Source organism: Streptomyces sp. NPDC047981 (genome assembly GCF_040653315.1).
In the GTDB taxonomy this organism is placed as follows: Bacteria; Actinomycetota; Actinomycetes; order Streptomycetales; family Streptomycetaceae; genus Streptomyces.
Map to the genome: position 1 here is coordinate 13465 of NZ_JBEZNQ010000068.1, position 15073 is coordinate 28537.

Sequence of the window (15073 nt, forward strand, 5' to 3'; positions counted from 1 at the left end):
CCCCGCACATGTGACCTGCGTCAAAGAGTCGAGGTGCGGTGGCGGAGCGATGGCGGCGAAGTATCGCAGGCCGATCGCCGAAATGTGCGGTTTTGCGGAAGCGCGTTGCGCAAGCGATGCAGTCCGATGTTGGTCATCGGGTCCTGTGATGCGGGATAATGACCTGGAAGCAATGTGTTCGATGCCGGTGACGTGTGCTCCCGATCAGGGGCCGTCGGCTGACGAAGAGCTGGTTTCAGGAAGGGGAACGAGCATGGCGGCCATGAAGCCGCGGACGGGCGACGGCCCGCTCGAGGTGACCAAGGAGGGGCGGGGCATTGTCATGCGCGTTCCGCTCGAAGGCGGCGGTCGGCTTGTCGTCGAGCTGACCCCGGACGAGGCCCAGGCCCTCGGCGACGCCCTGAAGCAGGTAGTCGGCTGACGCGACAAGCCAGGATTGTCCGCCCCTGCCCCGGCACGGTACCCACCGCGCCGGGGCAGGGGTGTATCGGGGGGAGGGGGCGGGCGTGGGGCGTCAGCCGCGGCGCACGGCGCACAGCAGGCCGTCGCCCACCGGCAGCAGCGAGGGCAGCAGCTCCTGGCTCTCCCGGACCGCCCGCAGCAGCTCGCGTATCCGCAGCACCTCCGCCGGCTGGGCCGCCGAGTCGACCGTGCGGCCGTCCGCGAAGACGCCCTCGAAGCAGACCAGACCCCCCGGTCGCAGCAGGCGCAACGATTCAGCGAGACAGTCCAGGCTCTCCAGCCGGTCGCCGTCGCAGAACACGAGGTCGTACCCGCCGTCCGCCAGCCGGGGCAGTACGTCAAGGGCGCGGCCGGGGATGAATCGCGCCCGGTTCGCGGCGAAGCCCGCCGCCCGGAACGCCGCCTTCGCGAACTGCTGGCGCTCCGGTTCCGGGTCCACGGTGGTCAGGACCCCGTCCGGCCTCATGCCCTGCAGCAGATAGATCCCGGACACGCCCGTGCCCGTACCGATTTCGGCCACCGCTTTCGCGTCCGCCGTCGCGGCCAGCAGGCGCAGCGCGGCGCCCGTGCCCGGTGACACCGAGGGCAGCCCTGCCTCCCGGGCCCGCTCACGGGCCCAGCGCAGCGCTTCGTCCTCGGCGACAAAGGCGTCGGCGAACGCCCAGCTCGTCGGCCGGTTGGCGGTAATGGCCCTCTCCTGTCCCCGTAGTTGGCGCAACGGTGACTGTATCCGCTGCGCCCGGGAACCCGCAGATGGGACCGCGCGTTCACAGGGGGAGGAACGCGGCTGAGAGGTACCGGGGGAAGAAGGAAGACCCGGTCCCCAAATTCGCGTAAAGATTCTTATCCGGAGCTAACGGGCGAGGTGGCTATGGTAGGGGCTCCACTGGACACCACCAGAGCCGACAGGGGAGGTGCGGCTGCGCCTGTGGACCGGGGAGGAGTGCTTCGGCGTCTTCTCAGGTCGGCGGGTGAGCCGAAATCCGTGACCGACACCGCTGACCGAATCCACACCGCCGACTCCGCTCCCACCACCGCGACCTTCGCATCGGATGCGGAATCGCAGGCGTGGACTCCGCCCACCTGGGAGGAGATCGTCAGCACGCACAGCGGCCGGGTCTACCGCCTCGCGTACCGGCTGACCGGAAACCAGCACGACGCCGAGGACCTCACGCAGGAGGTCTTCGTCCGTGTCTTCCGGTCGCTGTCGACGTACACGCCGGGCACCTTCGAGGGCTGGCTGCACCGCATCACCACCAACCTCTTCCTGGACATGGTCCGCCGCAAGCAGCGGATCCGGTTCGACGCGCTCGGCGACGACGCGGCCGAGCGGCTGCCCAGCCGCGAGCCCTCGCCGCAGCAGGCGTTCAACGACACGCACTTCGACGCGGACGTGCAGCAGGCCCTCGACACCCTCGCTCCCGAGTTCCGGGCCGCGGTCGTGCTCTGCGACATCGAGGGTCTTTCGTACGAGGAGATCGCCGCCACGCTCGGCGTGAAGCTCGGTACGGTCCGCAGCCGTATCCACCGGGGCCGCTCGCACCTGCGCAAGGCGCTCAAGCACCGTTCCCCCGAGGCCCGGGCGGAGCGCGCGCTCGCCACCGTCGGCTGGGAGGGCGGAACGGCGTGAGCATCAGTCCTGCCGGCCCGACCCCCGCGGAGCAGCACCTCGGGGACCGACTCGCCGCGCTGGTCGACGGGGAACTCGGCCACGACGCCCGCGAGCGGGTACTCGCGCATCTCGCGACCTGTGCCAAATGCAAGGCGGAGGCCGACGCCCAGCGTCGGGTGAAGAGCGTCTTCGCCTCCACCGCCCCGCCACCGCCCTCCGAAGGGCTCCTCGCACGCCTCCAGGGGTTGCCCGGGGGCCCTGGCGAACCGGGGGGTGACGACAGACGCGGACCCTTCGACGAGCTCTTCGCCCTCGGCGGGGGCAGCGGCGTCGGAGGAGGCATCGGCGGAGTGAGGTCGGACGGCTTCGCTACGGCCGCACCGGTCTCCCCCCACCACTCCGGCTTCCGCATCCACGCCGTCGGGCGGCCCGAGAGCGACCGCTCGTCCTGGCGGAGCCGGCGCTTCGGCATCGCCGCCGCCAGCGCGGTCTCGTTCGCCGCGATAGCACTCGGCGGCGCCCTGCCGCTGGAGACGACGGTGAACGTCGGCGCGCGCGGCGAGGGCACGGGTTCGAACGTCACCCCGCTCCGGTCCGCCGGCGCGGGCCCCGGCACGGGCTCGGTCACCGGGACGGGCACCGGGTCCGGTACGGGCACGGCGACGAGCGCCGGGGCGACCTTCGGGCGAGGCGGGCGTACGGAGGAGCGCACGGCCATCGGCTCCTCGGCGAGCCCGATCGGCGTCGGCTCGACCACCGGCACGGTCTCGGCCGGACCCCTGGTCCCGGGCACGCCGGCCCACGACGTCTCCCTCCGGCTCCAGGGCACATCCAGCCAGTCCGTCTTCGAGCTCTCCCCGTTCGTCAGGCCCACGGGCCCGGCGCTGCGCCTGGCCTTCACGAGCGGGTACGCCCCGCTGAGCGGCCCGGTGGCCACGCCGTCCCCGGCCCCGCTCGTGGACGCCAACCCGACGACGACGCCGCTCACCTCCCACCGCTGAGCCCGGACCTGGTTGAATCCTGGGCACGGGCGCCTGCCGTGAGGCCGGCGCGGACAGGTGAGCTGTTGCGGGGAGAGCATGAACGACGGGAAGCCGACCGGCCAGAAGCCGAAGTGGTGGAGTCGGCCGACGAGTACGCCGCCGGCGGCGATACCGGAACCGCAGGCCGCGGACGAGGGTGACTTCACCCTCGCCGCCCCCGCGACACCGGAGGCGCCGTCCATCCCGGACGCGCCGTCCACCCCGGCGCCCGCGTCCGTACCGCAGCAGGCGGAGGCCGAGGCGCCGGGCGAGCCGCAGGATCAGGTGCCCCCGCAGCCGCAGCCGCAGCCGCAGCCGCAGGCCCAGCCGCTGCACGAGCCGGACGAGTACCGGACCCCGCCCTACGGTGAACCCGGGCCCTGGGCGCCCGCGCCGCCCGTCCAGCGACCGGTGGCGACCCCGGCCCACGGCGTCCCCGTACCGCCGCAGGCCGTGCCGCCACAGCCCGTACCGCCCCAGGCCGTGCCGCCGCACGCCGTCGCCCCGCCGACCGCACCGCAGCCGGCCGCCCCCGTCCCGCAGCCGGTCGCGCCGCAGCCCGCGCCGTGGGTGCAGTACGACCCCTGGGGCTCGCCCGGTGCGCCCGCCGCGCCGCTGAGCGTCGGGACGGAGCCGCTCGTCGAGCCCCGCCGCTCCCGTCGCGGGCTCGCGCTCGTGGGGGCACTGATCTTCGCGCTGATCACCGGCATCGTCGGCGGCGCCATCGGCGCGTACGTGGAGCGCAACGGCGGCATCACCACCGTCGAGCTGCCCCAGGCGGACGTCGAGGACTCCGACCGGGCCCCCGAGAGCGTCGCCGGGATCGCCGCCAGCGCCCTGCCGAGCGTCGTCACCCTGCACGTCAGCGGCGCCGGTTCCTCCGGCACCGGCACGGGCTTCGTCCTGGACACCCAGGGCCACATCCTGACCAACAACCACGTGGTCGACGCGGCCGCCTCCTCGGGCGACATCAGCGTCACCTTCAGCAGCGGCGAGACCGCGAGCGCCAAGCTCGTCGGCAAGGACAGCGGCTACGACCTCGCGGTCGTCAAGGTCACCGGCGTCTCGGGCCTCAAGCCGCTGCCGCTCGGCAACTCGGACAACGTCCGCGTCGGCGACCCGGTCGTCGCCATCGGCGCCCCCTTCGACCTCCAGAACACCGTCACCTCCGGCATCATCAGCGCCAAGGAGCGCCCGATCACGGCGGGCGGCGAGAAGGGGGACGGCAGCGACGTCAGCTATGTCGACGCCCTCCAGACCGACGCCCCGATAAACCCCGGCAATTCGGGCGGTCCGCTGGTCGACTCCAAGGCCCGGGTCATCGGCATCAACAGCGCGATCCGCGCCGCCGGTGACGGTTCGAGCGGGGAGGGCGGCGGTCAGTCCGGCTCCATCGGCCTCGGCTTCGCCATCCCGATCAACCAGGGCAAGCGGGTCGCCGAAGAGCTGATCAACACCGGCAAGGCCACCCACCCCGTGATCGGTGTGAGCCTCGACATGCAGTTCAACGGCGACGGCGCCCGGGTCGGCGAGAAGGGCAAGGACGGCACCGCCTCGGTCACCCCGGGCGGCCCGGCGGCCAAGGCCGGTATCCGGCCCGGCGACGTGATCACCAAGGTCGACGGCCAGCGTGTGCACAGCGGAGAGGAGCTGATCGTGAAGATCCGCGCCCACCGCCCCGGCGACCAACTGGAGCTGACGCTCAAGCGCGACGGCAAGGAACAGACCAAGACATTGACGCTCGGTTCCTCGCAGAGCGACTGAGCGCCATCTGGGAGACACCGCAAGGTACCCGCCCGGCTGTTTCGGCGGGTACCGTGGACGGGCCCGGACCCGTGTAAGGAGCAGCCAAGGTGTTCAACGACATCGGCATACTCGAGCTCGTGACGCTCGTGGTCCTCGCCGTGCTCATCTTCGGCCCGGACAAGCTGCCGAAGGTCATCCAGGACGCCTCGCGTTTCATCCGCAAGATCCGCGAGTTCTCCGAGAGCGCCAAGCAGGACATCCGTACCGAGCTGGGACCGGAGTTCAAGGACTTCGAGTTCGAGGACCTCAACCCCAAGACCTTCCTGCGCAAGCAGCTGGACGGGAACGAGGACCTGAAGGAGCTGAAGGAGCTGCGCAGCACCTTCGACCTCAAGAAGGAGATGAACGAGGTCGCGGACGCGGTCAACGGCCGCGAGCCGGAGCCGGCTCCCGCCTCGGTCCCGGCGGCCGTCAACGGTTCGCCCGACCTGCTGAAGAAGCAGGACAAGCCGGCCGCCGACGAGCGCCCGCCGTACGACTCGGACGCGACCTGACCACACCCGGCCACCTGGGCTGACACACCCCGGCACGAGCCGGTGGCTATCCTCCATCTGTTGTCCGCCGTCGCGGACACGACGGATCGAGGAGGCGGCCGAGATGGAGACGACGAGTCGGGTGGAGGGAGTGCCCGCAGCCCGGCGCACGGCCGAAGGCTATCTGCGTGCACCCTTCACCTGGTACGGACTTGACGACGCGTTCACCGGGGCGCGCTGGCTGATGCAGGTCGGCACGGCGGCGGACGGCACCGTCCAGCACGGGTCGATGGGGCACGGGGACGAGCCGTCGATAAAGTCCGACGCGAGCGGCGCGGAGAAGGAGCGCTTCGCCGTCGTCGTGACGGTCGCGGCGAGCCCCGTGCGCAGGAGTGGTGACGGTACGGGCGTCCTGGACGCCACCACGGTCTCCTCCGCGGCCTGGCTGGCCGGCTCCGGGCTCCTGGCGTACACCTGGCCCGCCCAGCTGGACCACGCGCTGCGGGACGACTGGCTGGACCAGCAGACGGAGACCGCGTTCGAGCTGGCGGACGACCTGAACGGCCCGGAGTGGTCGACGCTGTCGCTCCCCGTGGACGGCGTGCCGATGCCGTTCCACTACCGCGAGTCCGAGTTCGGCTGGGTCCTGGCCGGCTCCGCGGGCGCCGTGCACATCGGCGCGTACGGGCGGGGCATGAGCGCGTACGGTCTGGGCTTCGCCGGGGTCCAGGACCTGGGCGCGTACGCCTGACCGCCGGCGCGTCACGCGGACCACGACGAAGGGGCACCCCGGCCGGGGTGCCCCTTCGTCGTACGGTCTCAGAACTTGTTGCGCGGGGTGATGCCGAGGCTCATGCCCGAGAGGCCGCGCTGGCGGCCGCCGAGCTTGCCGGCGATCGCGCGGAGGGCCGAGCCCGCGGGGGAGTCCGGGTCGGTGATGACGACCGGCTTGCCCTCGTCGCCGCCCTCGCGCAGCCGCACGTCGATCGGGATGGAGCCGAGGACCGGGACCGTCGCGCCCGTGGTCTTCGTCAGGCCCTCGGCGACCTTCTGGCCGCCGCCCGTGCCGAACACGTCGACCATCTCGTCGCAGTGCGGGCACGGCAGGCCCGACATGTTCTCGACGACGCCGACGATCTTCTGGTGCGTCTGCACGGCGATCGAGCCGGCCCGCTCGGCGACCTCGGCCGCCGCCTGCTGCGGGGTCGTCACGACGAGGATCTCGGCGTTCGGCACGAGCTGCGCCACCGAGATCGCGATGTCGCCCGTGCCCGGGGGCAGGTCGAGCAGCAGGACGTCCAGGTCTCCCCAGTACACGTCCGCGAGGAACTGCTGCAGCGCGCGGTGGAGCATCGGGCCGCGCCAGACCACCGGGGCGTTGCCCGGGGTGAACATACCGATGGAGATGACCTTCACACCGTTCGCCGACGGCGGCATGATCATGTTCTCGACCTGGGTCGGACGGCCGTCCGCGCCCAGCATGCGGGGGACCGAGTGCCCGTAGATGTCGGCGTCGACGACACCGACCTTCAGGCCGTCGGCGGCCATCGCCGCCGCCAGGTTGACGGTCACGGAGGACTTGCCGACGCCACCCTTGCCGGAGGCGACCGCGTACACCCGGGTCAGCGAGCCGGGCTTGGCGAACGGGACCTCGCGCTCGGCCGTCGTGCCCCGCAGGGCCGAGGCCAGCTCCTTGCGCTGCTCGTCGCTCATCACGTCCAGCGTGACGTCGACGCCGGTGACACCCTCCACCCGGGCGACCGCGTCCGTGACGCGCTGCGTGATCGTGTCGCGCATCGGGCAGCCGGAGACGGTGAGGTAGACCGTGACGGCGACCCTGCCGTCGGTCCCGATCTCCACCGACTTCACCATGCCGAGATCGGTGATCGGTTTGTTGATCTCGGGGTCGTTCACCGTCGCCAGTGCTTCGCGCACCGCGTCTTCCGTAGCCATATGGAGATGGTACGGCGCCGACCACGGGCACCGGAAAGACCTCTCAGCGGTCGGGTACGTCACGTCCCCGACCGCCGGCGCCGGGGAATAGATCGCGGCGCTCGTCCATCTCCTTGATCAGGTCCTGGAACTCCGACCGGATCCAGTCGCGGGTGGCGACCTCGCCGAGGCCCATCCGCAGCGCCGCGATCTCCCGGGTCAGGTACTCGGTGTCGGCGATGGAGCGCTCGTTCTGCTTGCGGTCCTGCTCCAGGTTGACCCGGTCGCGGTCGTCCTGCCGGTTCTGCGCGAGGAGGATCAGCGGGGCCGCGTAGGAGGCCTGGAGCGACAGCATGAGCGTCAGGAAGATGAACGGGTACTCGTCGAACTTCAGCGAGCCGGGCGCGAAGATGTTCCACAGCACCCAGAGGATGATGATCACCGTCATCCAGACGATGAACCGCCCCGTCCCCAGGAAGCGCGCGATCCGCTCCGAGAGCCGGCCGAAGGCCTCCGGGTCGTACTCCGGCAGCAGCCTCGCCCGGCGCTCGCGCGGCAGGTCGAGCCGGATCCGGGGCATGGACCGCTCCCGTTCGCGCTCCTTCTCCAGCTCCCGTTCCCTGTCCCGTTCGCGCGTGCGCTCAGGTGTCATGGGTCACCCCCTCCTCGTGGAACTCGGCCTCGCGCCAGTCCTCCGGCAGCAGGTGGTCGAGCACGTCGTCCACCGTGACCGCGCCGAGCAGCGACCCGCTCTCGTCCACCACCGGCGCGGCGACCATGTTGTAGACGGCGAGATAGCTGGTGACCGCCGGCAGCGGGGTGTCCGGGGCGAGCGGCGGCAGGTCGTTGTCGGCCAGCGAACTGACCAGCGTGAACGGCGGGTCCCGCAGCAGCCGCTGGAAGTGCACGGTGCCCAGGTACCTGCCGGTCGGCGTCTCGTCCGGCGGGCGGCACACGTACACCTGCGCGGCGAGCGCGGGGGAGAGGTCCTGCTGCCGTACGCGGGCCAGCGCGTCCGCGACGGTCGCGTCCGGCCGCAGCACGATCGGCTCCGTCGTCATCAGACCGCCGGCGGTCCGCTCCTCGTACGCCATCAGCCGGCGCACGTCGGCGGCGTCGTCGGGCTGCATCAGGGTGAGCAGCCGTTCCTTGTCCTCCTCCGGCAGCTCCGAGAGCAGGTCGGCAGCGTCGTCCGGGTCCATCGCCTCCAGGACGTCCGCGGCACGCTCCTCCTTGAGCTTGCCGAGGATCTCGACCTGGTCGTCGTCCGGCAGCTCCTCCAGGACGTCGGCGAGCCGGTCGTCGTCGAGGGCGGCGGCGACCTCGGCGCGCCGCTTGGGGGAGAGGTGGTGCAGCACGTTGGCCAGGTCGGCCGGGCGCAGCCGCTCGAACGTGGCGACCAGGCTCTCCGCCCCCTGGCTCTCCTCCTCCAGGGAGAAGCCGGTCACGGCCGACCACTCGACGGTGAGGGTCTCGCCCTTGCGCCGCAGGGCGCCCGGCTTGCCGCGCCGGACGAACACCCGGTCGATCTCCCACTCGCGGCGGGCGGGGAGCTGCTGGACCGCGATGTCGAGGACGGTGACCTCCTCGTCGGTCTCGACGAGCCGGACGCGGCGGTCGAGGAGTTCCCCGAGGACGAGGCGCTCGGTGGGGCGCGACTCGAAGCGCCGCATGTTGACCACGCCCGTCGTGATGACCTGACCGGACTCGACACCGGTGATCCGGGTCATCGGCACGAACACCCGGCGGCGGCTGAGCACCTCCACCACCATGCCGAGCAGCCGGGGCGGGCGACGGCCCACCCGGAGCATCGCGACGAGGTCGCGGACCCGCCCCACCTGGTCGCCGTTGGGGTCGAAGACGGGCAGGCCCGCGAGGTGCGAGACGAAGATCCGGGGGGCGCCTGCCACCATGCCACGCGCCTCCTCGGTGTCGCACGATTCGGGTCGATGCTGGTCAATGCTGAGGTATGCCGGATTCAGGCTAGCCCGTGGTCATCCGTGGCGCCTTGGTGAGAGCACCCGTACGGCTGCCTGTGGCCCCGCCACGCGGCCCGGGTACGCTGCGTGCTGCCGTCCCCCCACCCTCGACGAACCCCCCGACCGTCGACGACAGACAAGAGGCCGCGCCGGTGACCGCACTCCTCACTGCCTCGCGCATCCGCAGGGCCGTCCTGCCGCTGGCGCTGTGCGCCGGTCTCGCGGCGGGACTCGGCGCCTGCGCGGAGGACCCGGACGAGGGGACGAACGGGGTCGGGAAGCTCGCCCCGGACGCCATCGAGCAGAAGGCGCAGACGGCGGCGGACGGCGCGAAGGCGGTCCGGCTGGCCGGGACGCTCGTCAGCAAGGGCGGCACGTTCAAGCTGAACATGCGGCTCAAGGACGACGGCGCGAGCGGTTCGGTGACGACGAAGAGCAGCACCTTCGAGCTGCTGCGGATCGGTGACGAGCTCTACCTGAAGGCCGACGCCGCGTTCTGGACGCACGGGGAGGGAGGGGCCCAGGGCTCGCCGGCGCCCTCCGCGAGCGCCGACGCCTCCGAGGCCGACAGCGAGGCAGCCGACAAGCTCGACGACAAGTACGTGAAGGTGCCGCAGGACGACCCCTCGTACAAGCAGCTGCGCGGCTTCACCGACATGGACCTGCTCCTGGACGGGCTGATCGGGCTGCACGGCGACGTCGTGAAGGGCGACCGCGACAAGATCGGCGGCATCCGCACGGTCAAGGTCAAGGGCGGCGAGGACGGCGAGGGCGGCACGCTCGACGTCGCCCTCGAAGGCACCCCGTTCCCGCTGCAGTTCGCGCGCGGCGGCGGGGCGGGCGTGGTCGTGCTGTCCGAGTGGGACAAGGACTTCCCGCTGGAGGCCCCCGCACCGGGCGAGACGCTCGACTACGGCAAGCAGCTGCCGCGCACCTGAGCCCGGTGCCCCGCGCTACTTCGTGGCGCGGGTCAGCCCCTGGGCCGCCGCGCCCCGGGACAGCACGGCCTCGGTGACACGGGCGTCGACGTCCGGGTACCGCGTGTCGCACGAGGCGCACACGACGCGGAACGGCGGGCCCATCGCGGAGTACTGCGTGAGGTACTCGGCCTTCGTCACCGTCCACCTCCCCGGGTGCTCCGCGGAGGGCCCGAAGGCGAAGCGCGGGATCGAGGACATGTTGCCGCGCCGCTTCTCGGCCTGGTAGAAGCTGGCGACCTGGTCGCCCATGCCGTAGACCACCCAGACGCCGTTGACCTTCTCGTACGGCTGCGGCACGTGGTTGTGGGTGCCGAGGACGAGGTCGATGTCCGGCAGCCCGTCCGTGGTGGAGGCCGTCAGGGCCCGCGCCAGTGCGAGCTGTGTGCCGTCCGGGGCCTCCTGCCACTCGGTGCCCCAGTGGACGCTGAGCAGGACGACCTGGGCGCCCGCCCTGCGGGCGGCCCGCGCGTCGTCGATGATCCGCTGCCGGTCGGTCAGGTTGACGGCCCAGGGCCTGCCTTCGGGGAGCGGTATGCCGTTCGTCCCGTACGTGTACGAGAGCTGCGCCACCTTCGCGCCGCCGGCCGTGTACCAAGCGGGTCTCCTGGCCTCCTCGGCGTCGCGCGCCGAGCCGACGTGCTTCAGGCCGGCCCGGTCGAGCCCGTCGAGGGTCCGCTTCAGGCCCTCGAAGCCTGCATCCAGGGTGTGGTTCGAGGCGGTCGAGCAGCCTTCGTACCCGGTCTCCTTCAGGGCGTCGGCGAGCTGGTGCGGCGCCGTGAAAGTGGGGTAGCCGGTGTAGGGGCCGCCCGGGGGCCCGTAGGGGACCTCGTGGTGGCACAGGGCGAGGTCGGCGCCGGAGACGATGGGCCGGACACCCGCGAGTATCTTCCGGAAGTCGTGCCCGCCGCCCTGCGCGTCGGCGGCGGCCCGCTGGATGATCGAGGGGTACGGGATGATGTCGCCCGTCGCGACCAGGGTGAACGGGCGGGCCTCCTGGCCGGGGGCGGGCTTCGCGGCCGTGCCGGGGGGTCGGGTGGTGCCCGCGGGGCCGTCGGGAGCCGTCGGAGCCTGCGGGACGCCCGCTGTGGCGCCGTGCGAGCGGGGTGAGCCGTCGGAGCCGAACGCCAGCCAGGCGCCGGCCGCGCCGACGACGCCCAGACAGACGGCCGTCGCCACGGCGGTGGCCGCCCGCCGCCGCCACCGTCGGGGTATCTCGGGATCGCTCGTCATGAAGGGCCCCGATCCTGGGGAGTTCACCGGCTGTCAGCTGAGCGGATGCGTCCGCTGCCAGTCAGGTTGCCTGAGGCCCGGGGATCGCGCACGGCGAGATTCCGCCGTCCGGCCGCCTGTCCCTCGGGGGCCTCAGCGCTTGCGGCGCTTCAGCAGCAGGCGCGGGAGGGCCGCGGGGACGGGGCGCCGGGTGATCGCGTCGGAGGCCTGCGGGACGGCCGCGAGGGAGCCGGTCGGCAGATCGGTCGTCGACGCGAACGGGGTCAGCCGGAGCACCCGGCACTCCCGGGCCCACCGCTCGGGCATGGCCTCGCCGTCCGTCGCGTTCAGGCGCTTGCCCTTCAGCTCCGCGACCGCCGCGTCCCACTCCTCGGTGCCCGGGGCCAGTTCGGAGACCGCCGCCGTCCAGGCGACGATCCGGCCGCCCTTGTCCTTGCTGCGGACGGTGACCTCGGCCGTCGCGCCCGCGACAAGACCCGGGAGGGGCTGCTCGCCCGGACCGTCGCCGACGACGTGCGCCGCGCCCTCGTGCCAGACGTGCCACAGGGCCCGCGCGGCCGGGGCGTCGCCCCTGACCCAGATGAGGCCGGACTTCTTCGTGGCCTCCTCGACGAGGGCGGGCCCGAGCAGCGTGTCTGTCATGCGCGCAGCCTACCGAGCGCGCCGCGCCCTACAGCCAGCCGTTGCGCTTGAGGGTGCGGTGGATGGCGAAGCAGATGACGGCGATGCCGCCGAGCACCATCGGGTACCCGTACTTCCACTCCAGCTCCGGCATGTGCTCGAAGTTCATGCCGTACACCCCGCAGACCGCCGTCGGTACGGCGATGATGGCCGCCCAGGACGTGATCTTGCGCATGTCCTCGTTCTGCGTGACCGTCGCCTGCGCCAGGTTGGCCTGGAGGATGGAGTTGAGCAGCTCGTCGAAGCCGACGACCTGCTCCTGGACGCGCGCGAGGTGGTCGGCGACGTCACGGAAGTACTTCTGGATGTCCGGGTCCACGAGCCGCATCGGGCGCTCGCTCAGCAGCTGCATCGGGCGAAGGAGCGGGCTGACCGCCCGCTTGAACTCCAGTACCTCGCGCTTGAGCTGGTAGATCCGCCCGGTGTCCGTGCCGCGCGTGGAGCCCTTCGCGGGCGGCGAGAAGACGTCGATCTCGATCTGGTCGATGTCGAGTTCCACGGCGTCGGCGACCGCGATGTAGCCGTCGACGACGTGGTCGGCGATGGCGTGCAGGACCGCGGAGGGGCCCTTGCCCAGCAGCTCGGGCTCGCCCTGGAGGCGGTGGCGGAGGTTGCGCAGGGAGCCCTGTCCGCCGTGCCGGACGGTGATGACGAAGTCGGGGCCGGTGAAGCACATCACCTCGCCGGTCTCGACGACCTCGCTGGTGGCGGTGAGCTCGGCGTGCTCGACGTAGTGGATCGTCTTGAAGACGGTGAACAGCGTGTCGTCGTACCGCTCCAGCTTGGGCCGCTGGTGGGCGTGGACGGCGTCCTCGACGGCGAGCGGGTGGAGCCCGAACTCGGCCGCGATACCGGCGAATTCGGCCTCGGTCGGCTCGTGCAGCCCGATCCAGGCGAAGCCGCCGCTCTCCCGTACCTGGCGCATCGCGCCACGCGGCGTCAGGCAGGCGCGGTCGTCCACACGACGGCCGTCGCGGTAGACGGCGCAGTCGACGACGGCGCTGGAGGCGGAGGGGTCACGGGTCGCGTCGTAGTTCGCGTACGGCGAGGCGCCGGCGACGGCGGGCTTGCGCAGGGAGGTGCGCAGGGAGGGGCGGACCGCGGCACGCAGGTCTCGGATCATCGACATGGGCATGCTCCTTCACGGAGAAGCCGTCGGCGAGGCGTGGCACAGCCCGGAATGAGGACGTGGAGCTACGTCGTCCACAAAGCGGGCGGCACCGCGAGGTCGCGGTGACGGCGTTCGCTACAGACAGGCAAAGGCGAAGTGCTCTTCCGTCGTGCGAGATGCCGGGTGATGGTGGGCGGACCGGATGCGGAGGGCTCAGATCACCGGGAGGGACGCACCGGGCTCGGGTGCGGGGCGGAAGAGCGGTTGGTACTGCCCGATCGACTTCGATTCACGACAGTCCCACCTCCTCCGGCCGGTCCCCCGTGGGGGATGACGAGTGGTCGGGAGTACCGACCACCGGCCAAGACTATCAGCCGACAGAGAGCCAATCCCTTTCTTTGCCCGTTTCATACGCGCTTTATGCTCGCCGCATGGGAGAAGTTCTTGCTCTGGTCGAGGCCCGGCTGCGTACGGCGCTCGGCGAACCGGACGCGCGCGCCGCGGTCACCTTTCTCGGCACGGACCGGATCGAGGTGCTCCGCTTCCTGGACGGCGACATCGTCCGGTACGCGACCCTCGGCATGTCCGCGCACCCGATGACCGACCCGACGGCCGCGCTCGCCGACCCGGTGAAGGGACCGCGCGCCGAGTTGGTCCTCTCGGTGCGGGCCGGGCTCGCCGACACCGACAAGGTGCTGCGCCCGCTCGCCGTGCTCGCCTCGACCCCGCAGGTCGAGGGCGTGGTCGTGGCCGCGGGCGCCTCGCTCGACGTGGGTGAACCCCTCTGGCCCGGGGCCCCGTTCAGCTCGGTCCTCGTCGCGGAGTCGGGCGGCCTGGTGGAGGACCTGGAACTCGACGAACCGTTGGACCCCGTCCGCTTCCTTCCGCTGCTGCCGATGACCTCCAACGAGGCGGCGTGGAAGCGGGTGCACGGAGCGCAGGCGCTGGAGGAGCGCTGGCTGATCCAGGGCACGGACCTGCGCGATCCGCTCCGCCGTTCGGTCACCCTCGATTGACGCCGGTCCGGCGTGTCGCGCCGGTGGTTGATCGTTGTACCTGCCACTCGGGGTGAACTGGTCGGTCCGGACGGGTGATCGTCCTTGACGCGGGCGCGGAGGGGTAGGACCGTTGGGCTCTATGAGGGGCGAACCCAGTTGCCCGAGGTGCGGTGGCCGGGTCAGGGCGCCCGGTCTTTTTGCCGACTCCTGGCAGTGCGCGGTGCATGGCCCGGTGCACCCGCTGCAGCCCGTGATCCCGCCCAGCGTCGAGGCCCTCGGTGTCGTGGTGCACCGGGCCCAGGTGCCGGTCTGGATGCCGTGGCCGCTCCCCGTCGGGTGGCTCTTCACCGGGGTCGCGTACGCCGGTGACGACCGCAGCGGGGGACGCGCGACCGCCGTCGCCTGCTCGGGGCCCGGGCCGCTCGGCGGGATCGGTGAGCTGCTGCTCGTCGCCGAGGAGCTGGGCGTCGGCCTCGGCGCGCGGTACGCCGGGCTCGACGGCCCCGACCCCGGAAGCGGTCTCTCCATCGACAAGCCCGCGCACGCCAAGGTCCTCGCCGCCGGGCGCCCGACACCGCTCTGGCACGTGAGCGGGACCCCGCAGGACCGCGCGGTCTTCGCCGGGGAGGCGCGTGGACTGTGGCTCTGGGCGATCGTGTGGCCCGAACAGTCGGGACTGCTCATGTACGACGAGCTGGTCCTCACCGACCTGCGCGACGCGGGCGCGGAGGTCGAACTCCTGCCGTGCGGCGCCCTCACACCGCGGCTGCTGACCTAGGGCGGGGTC

At 72.0% G+C, this 15073-nt stretch carries 16 protein-coding genes; 9 read left to right on the forward strand and 7 right to left on the reverse strand.

The annotated features are described in order from the left end of the window. Positions 1–253 precede the first annotated feature (253 nt). A complete protein-coding gene (locus AB0E14_RS30405; protein WP_073809075.1) occupies positions 254–421 on the forward strand; it encodes a DUF3117 domain-containing protein in 168 nt (55 codons plus the stop codon). A 93-nt stretch (positions 422–514) separates the two neighbouring features. Here the strand turns inward: AB0E14_RS30405 and AB0E14_RS30410 are convergent, their stop codons facing one another. Further along, positions 515–1180 (reverse strand): class I SAM-dependent methyltransferase, encoded by a 666-nt coding sequence (locus AB0E14_RS30410; protein WP_362425285.1) that lies wholly within the window; start codon positions 1178–1180, stop codon positions 515–517. A gap of 153 nt (positions 1181–1333) precedes the next feature. Here AB0E14_RS30410 and sigE point away from each other — a divergent pair, with 153 nt between their 5' ends. The 5 genes from sigE (at position 1334) to AB0E14_RS30435 (ending at position 6126) form a co-directional block, all read left to right on the forward strand. Next, a complete protein-coding gene (gene sigE, locus AB0E14_RS30415) occupies positions 1334–2092 on the forward strand; it encodes an RNA polymerase sigma factor SigE (RefSeq protein WP_352191173.1) in 759 nt (252 codons plus the stop codon). A 2-nt stretch (positions 2093–2094) separates the two neighbouring features. Further along, positions 2095–3075: a zf-HC2 domain-containing protein gene (locus AB0E14_RS30420; protein ID WP_362425352.1), complete on the forward strand. Its 981-nt coding sequence runs from the start codon at positions 2095–2097 to the stop codon at positions 3073–3075. A gap of 78 nt (positions 3076–3153) precedes the next feature. After that, entirely contained in the window at positions 3154–4860 is a 1707-nt protein-coding gene (locus AB0E14_RS30425) for a trypsin-like peptidase domain-containing protein (RefSeq protein WP_362425290.1), read from the forward strand. 89 nt (positions 4861–4949) lie between these two features. Next, entirely contained in the window at positions 4950–5396 is a 447-nt protein-coding gene (locus AB0E14_RS30430; RefSeq protein WP_362425293.1) for a sec-independent translocase, read from the forward strand. A 103-nt stretch (positions 5397–5499) separates the two neighbouring features. After that, positions 5500–6126 (forward strand): hypothetical protein, encoded by a 627-nt coding sequence (locus tag AB0E14_RS30435; protein WP_362425296.1) that lies wholly within the window; start codon positions 5500–5502, stop codon positions 6124–6126. 68 nt (positions 6127–6194) lie between these two features. Here AB0E14_RS30435 and AB0E14_RS30440 read toward each other — a convergent pair whose 3' ends face one another. Genes AB0E14_RS30440 through AB0E14_RS30450 form a run of 3 tightly spaced genes read right to left on the reverse strand, consistent with a single transcriptional unit; the run spans position 6195 to position 9220 of the window. Further along, entirely contained in the window at positions 6195–7328 is a 1134-nt protein-coding gene (locus tag AB0E14_RS30440; protein WP_362425299.1) for an Mrp/NBP35 family ATP-binding protein, read from the reverse strand. Between the two features lie 43 nt (positions 7329–7371). Beyond that, on the reverse strand, positions 7372–7959 hold the full coding sequence (locus AB0E14_RS30445; RefSeq protein ID WP_362425302.1) for a DUF1003 domain-containing protein: 588 nt from the start codon (positions 7957–7959) through the stop codon (positions 7372–7374). Continuing rightward, a complete protein-coding gene (locus tag AB0E14_RS30450; protein ID WP_362425305.1) occupies positions 7949–9220 on the reverse strand; it encodes a CBS domain-containing protein in 1272 nt (423 codons plus the stop codon). The genes AB0E14_RS30445 and AB0E14_RS30450 overlap by 11 nt, the downstream gene beginning before the upstream one ends. 218 nt (positions 9221–9438) lie before the next feature. Here AB0E14_RS30450 and AB0E14_RS30455 point away from each other — a divergent pair, with 218 nt between their 5' ends. Then, positions 9439–10224 carry a hypothetical protein gene (locus AB0E14_RS30455; RefSeq protein ID WP_362425308.1) on the forward strand — a complete coding sequence of 262 codons (786 nt, stop codon included), beginning with the start codon at positions 9439–9441 and terminating at the stop codon, positions 10222–10224. A 15-nt stretch (positions 10225–10239) separates the two neighbouring features. On the opposite strand, the gene AB0E14_RS30460 is transcribed toward AB0E14_RS30455, so the two are convergent. The 3 genes from AB0E14_RS30460 to AB0E14_RS30470 form a co-directional block, all read right to left on the reverse strand. Further along, positions 10240–11496, reverse strand: a complete 1257-nt coding sequence (locus AB0E14_RS30460; protein ID WP_362425311.1) for a CapA family protein — start codon at positions 11494–11496, stop codon at positions 10240–10242. Positions 11497–11628: 132 nt separating this feature from the next. Next, positions 11629–12138 carry a hypothetical protein gene (locus AB0E14_RS30465; RefSeq protein ID WP_362425313.1) on the reverse strand — a complete coding sequence of 170 codons (510 nt, stop codon included), beginning with the start codon at positions 12136–12138 and terminating at the stop codon, positions 11629–11631. Positions 12139–12166: 28 nt separating this feature from the next. Beyond that, positions 12167–13306: a magnesium and cobalt transport protein CorA gene (locus AB0E14_RS30470; RefSeq protein WP_362425316.1), complete on the reverse strand. Its 1140-nt coding sequence runs from the start codon at positions 13304–13306 to the stop codon at positions 12167–12169. A 413-nt stretch (positions 13307–13719) separates the two neighbouring features. Between AB0E14_RS30470 and AB0E14_RS30475 the strand changes: the two genes are divergently transcribed. Then, positions 13720–14304: a suppressor of fused domain protein gene (locus AB0E14_RS30475; RefSeq protein ID WP_362425319.1), complete on the forward strand. Its 585-nt coding sequence runs from the start codon at positions 13720–13722 to the stop codon at positions 14302–14304. A gap of 121 nt (positions 14305–14425) precedes the next feature. Continuing rightward, positions 14426–15064 carry a DUF6758 family protein gene (locus AB0E14_RS30480; protein ID WP_362425322.1) on the forward strand — a complete coding sequence of 213 codons (639 nt, stop codon included), beginning with the start codon at positions 14426–14428 and terminating at the stop codon, positions 15062–15064. The last annotated feature ends 9 nt before the right edge of the window (positions 15065–15073 follow it).

What these genes read in the sequence shown, in the direction of transcription:
- AB0E14_RS30405 (WP_073809075.1), top strand. Translation starts at nt 254, where the DNA reads ATGGCGGCCATGAAGCCGCGGACGGGCGACGGCCCGCTCGAGGTGACC.
- sigE (WP_352191173.1), top strand. Translation starts at nt 1,334, where the DNA reads ATGGTAGGGGCTCCACTGGACACCACCAGAGCCGACAGGGGAGGTGCG.
- AB0E14_RS30425 (WP_362425290.1), top strand. Translation starts at nt 3,154, where the DNA reads ATGAACGACGGGAAGCCGACCGGCCAGAAGCCGAAGTGGTGGAGTCGG.
- AB0E14_RS30435 (WP_362425296.1), top strand. Translation starts at nt 5,500, where the DNA reads ATGGAGACGACGAGTCGGGTGGAGGGAGTGCCCGCAGCCCGGCGCACG.
- AB0E14_RS30440 (WP_362425299.1), bottom strand. Translation starts at nt 7,328, where the DNA reads ATGGCTACGGAAGACGCGGTGCGCGAAGCACTGGCGACGGTGAACGAC.
- AB0E14_RS30445 (WP_362425302.1), bottom strand. Translation starts at nt 7,959, where the DNA reads ATGACACCTGAGCGCACGCGCGAACGGGACAGGGAACGGGAGCTGGAG.
- AB0E14_RS30450 (WP_362425305.1), bottom strand. Translation starts at nt 9,220, where the DNA reads ATGGTGGCAGGCGCCCCCCGGATCTTCGTCTCGCACCTCGCGGGCCTG.
- AB0E14_RS30460 (WP_362425311.1), bottom strand. Translation starts at nt 11,496, where the DNA reads ATGACGAGCGATCCCGAGATACCCCGACGGTGGCGGCGGCGGGCGGCC.
- AB0E14_RS30465 (WP_362425313.1), bottom strand. Translation starts at nt 12,138, where the DNA reads ATGACAGACACGCTGCTCGGGCCCGCCCTCGTCGAGGAGGCCACGAAG.
- AB0E14_RS30470 (WP_362425316.1), bottom strand. Translation starts at nt 13,306, where the DNA reads ATGTCGATGATCCGAGACCTGCGTGCCGCGGTCCGCCCCTCCCTGCGC.
- AB0E14_RS30475 (WP_362425319.1), top strand. Translation starts at nt 13,720, where the DNA reads ATGGGAGAAGTTCTTGCTCTGGTCGAGGCCCGGCTGCGTACGGCGCTC.
- AB0E14_RS30480 (WP_362425322.1), top strand. Translation starts at nt 14,426, where the DNA reads ATGAGGGGCGAACCCAGTTGCCCGAGGTGCGGTGGCCGGGTCAGGGCG.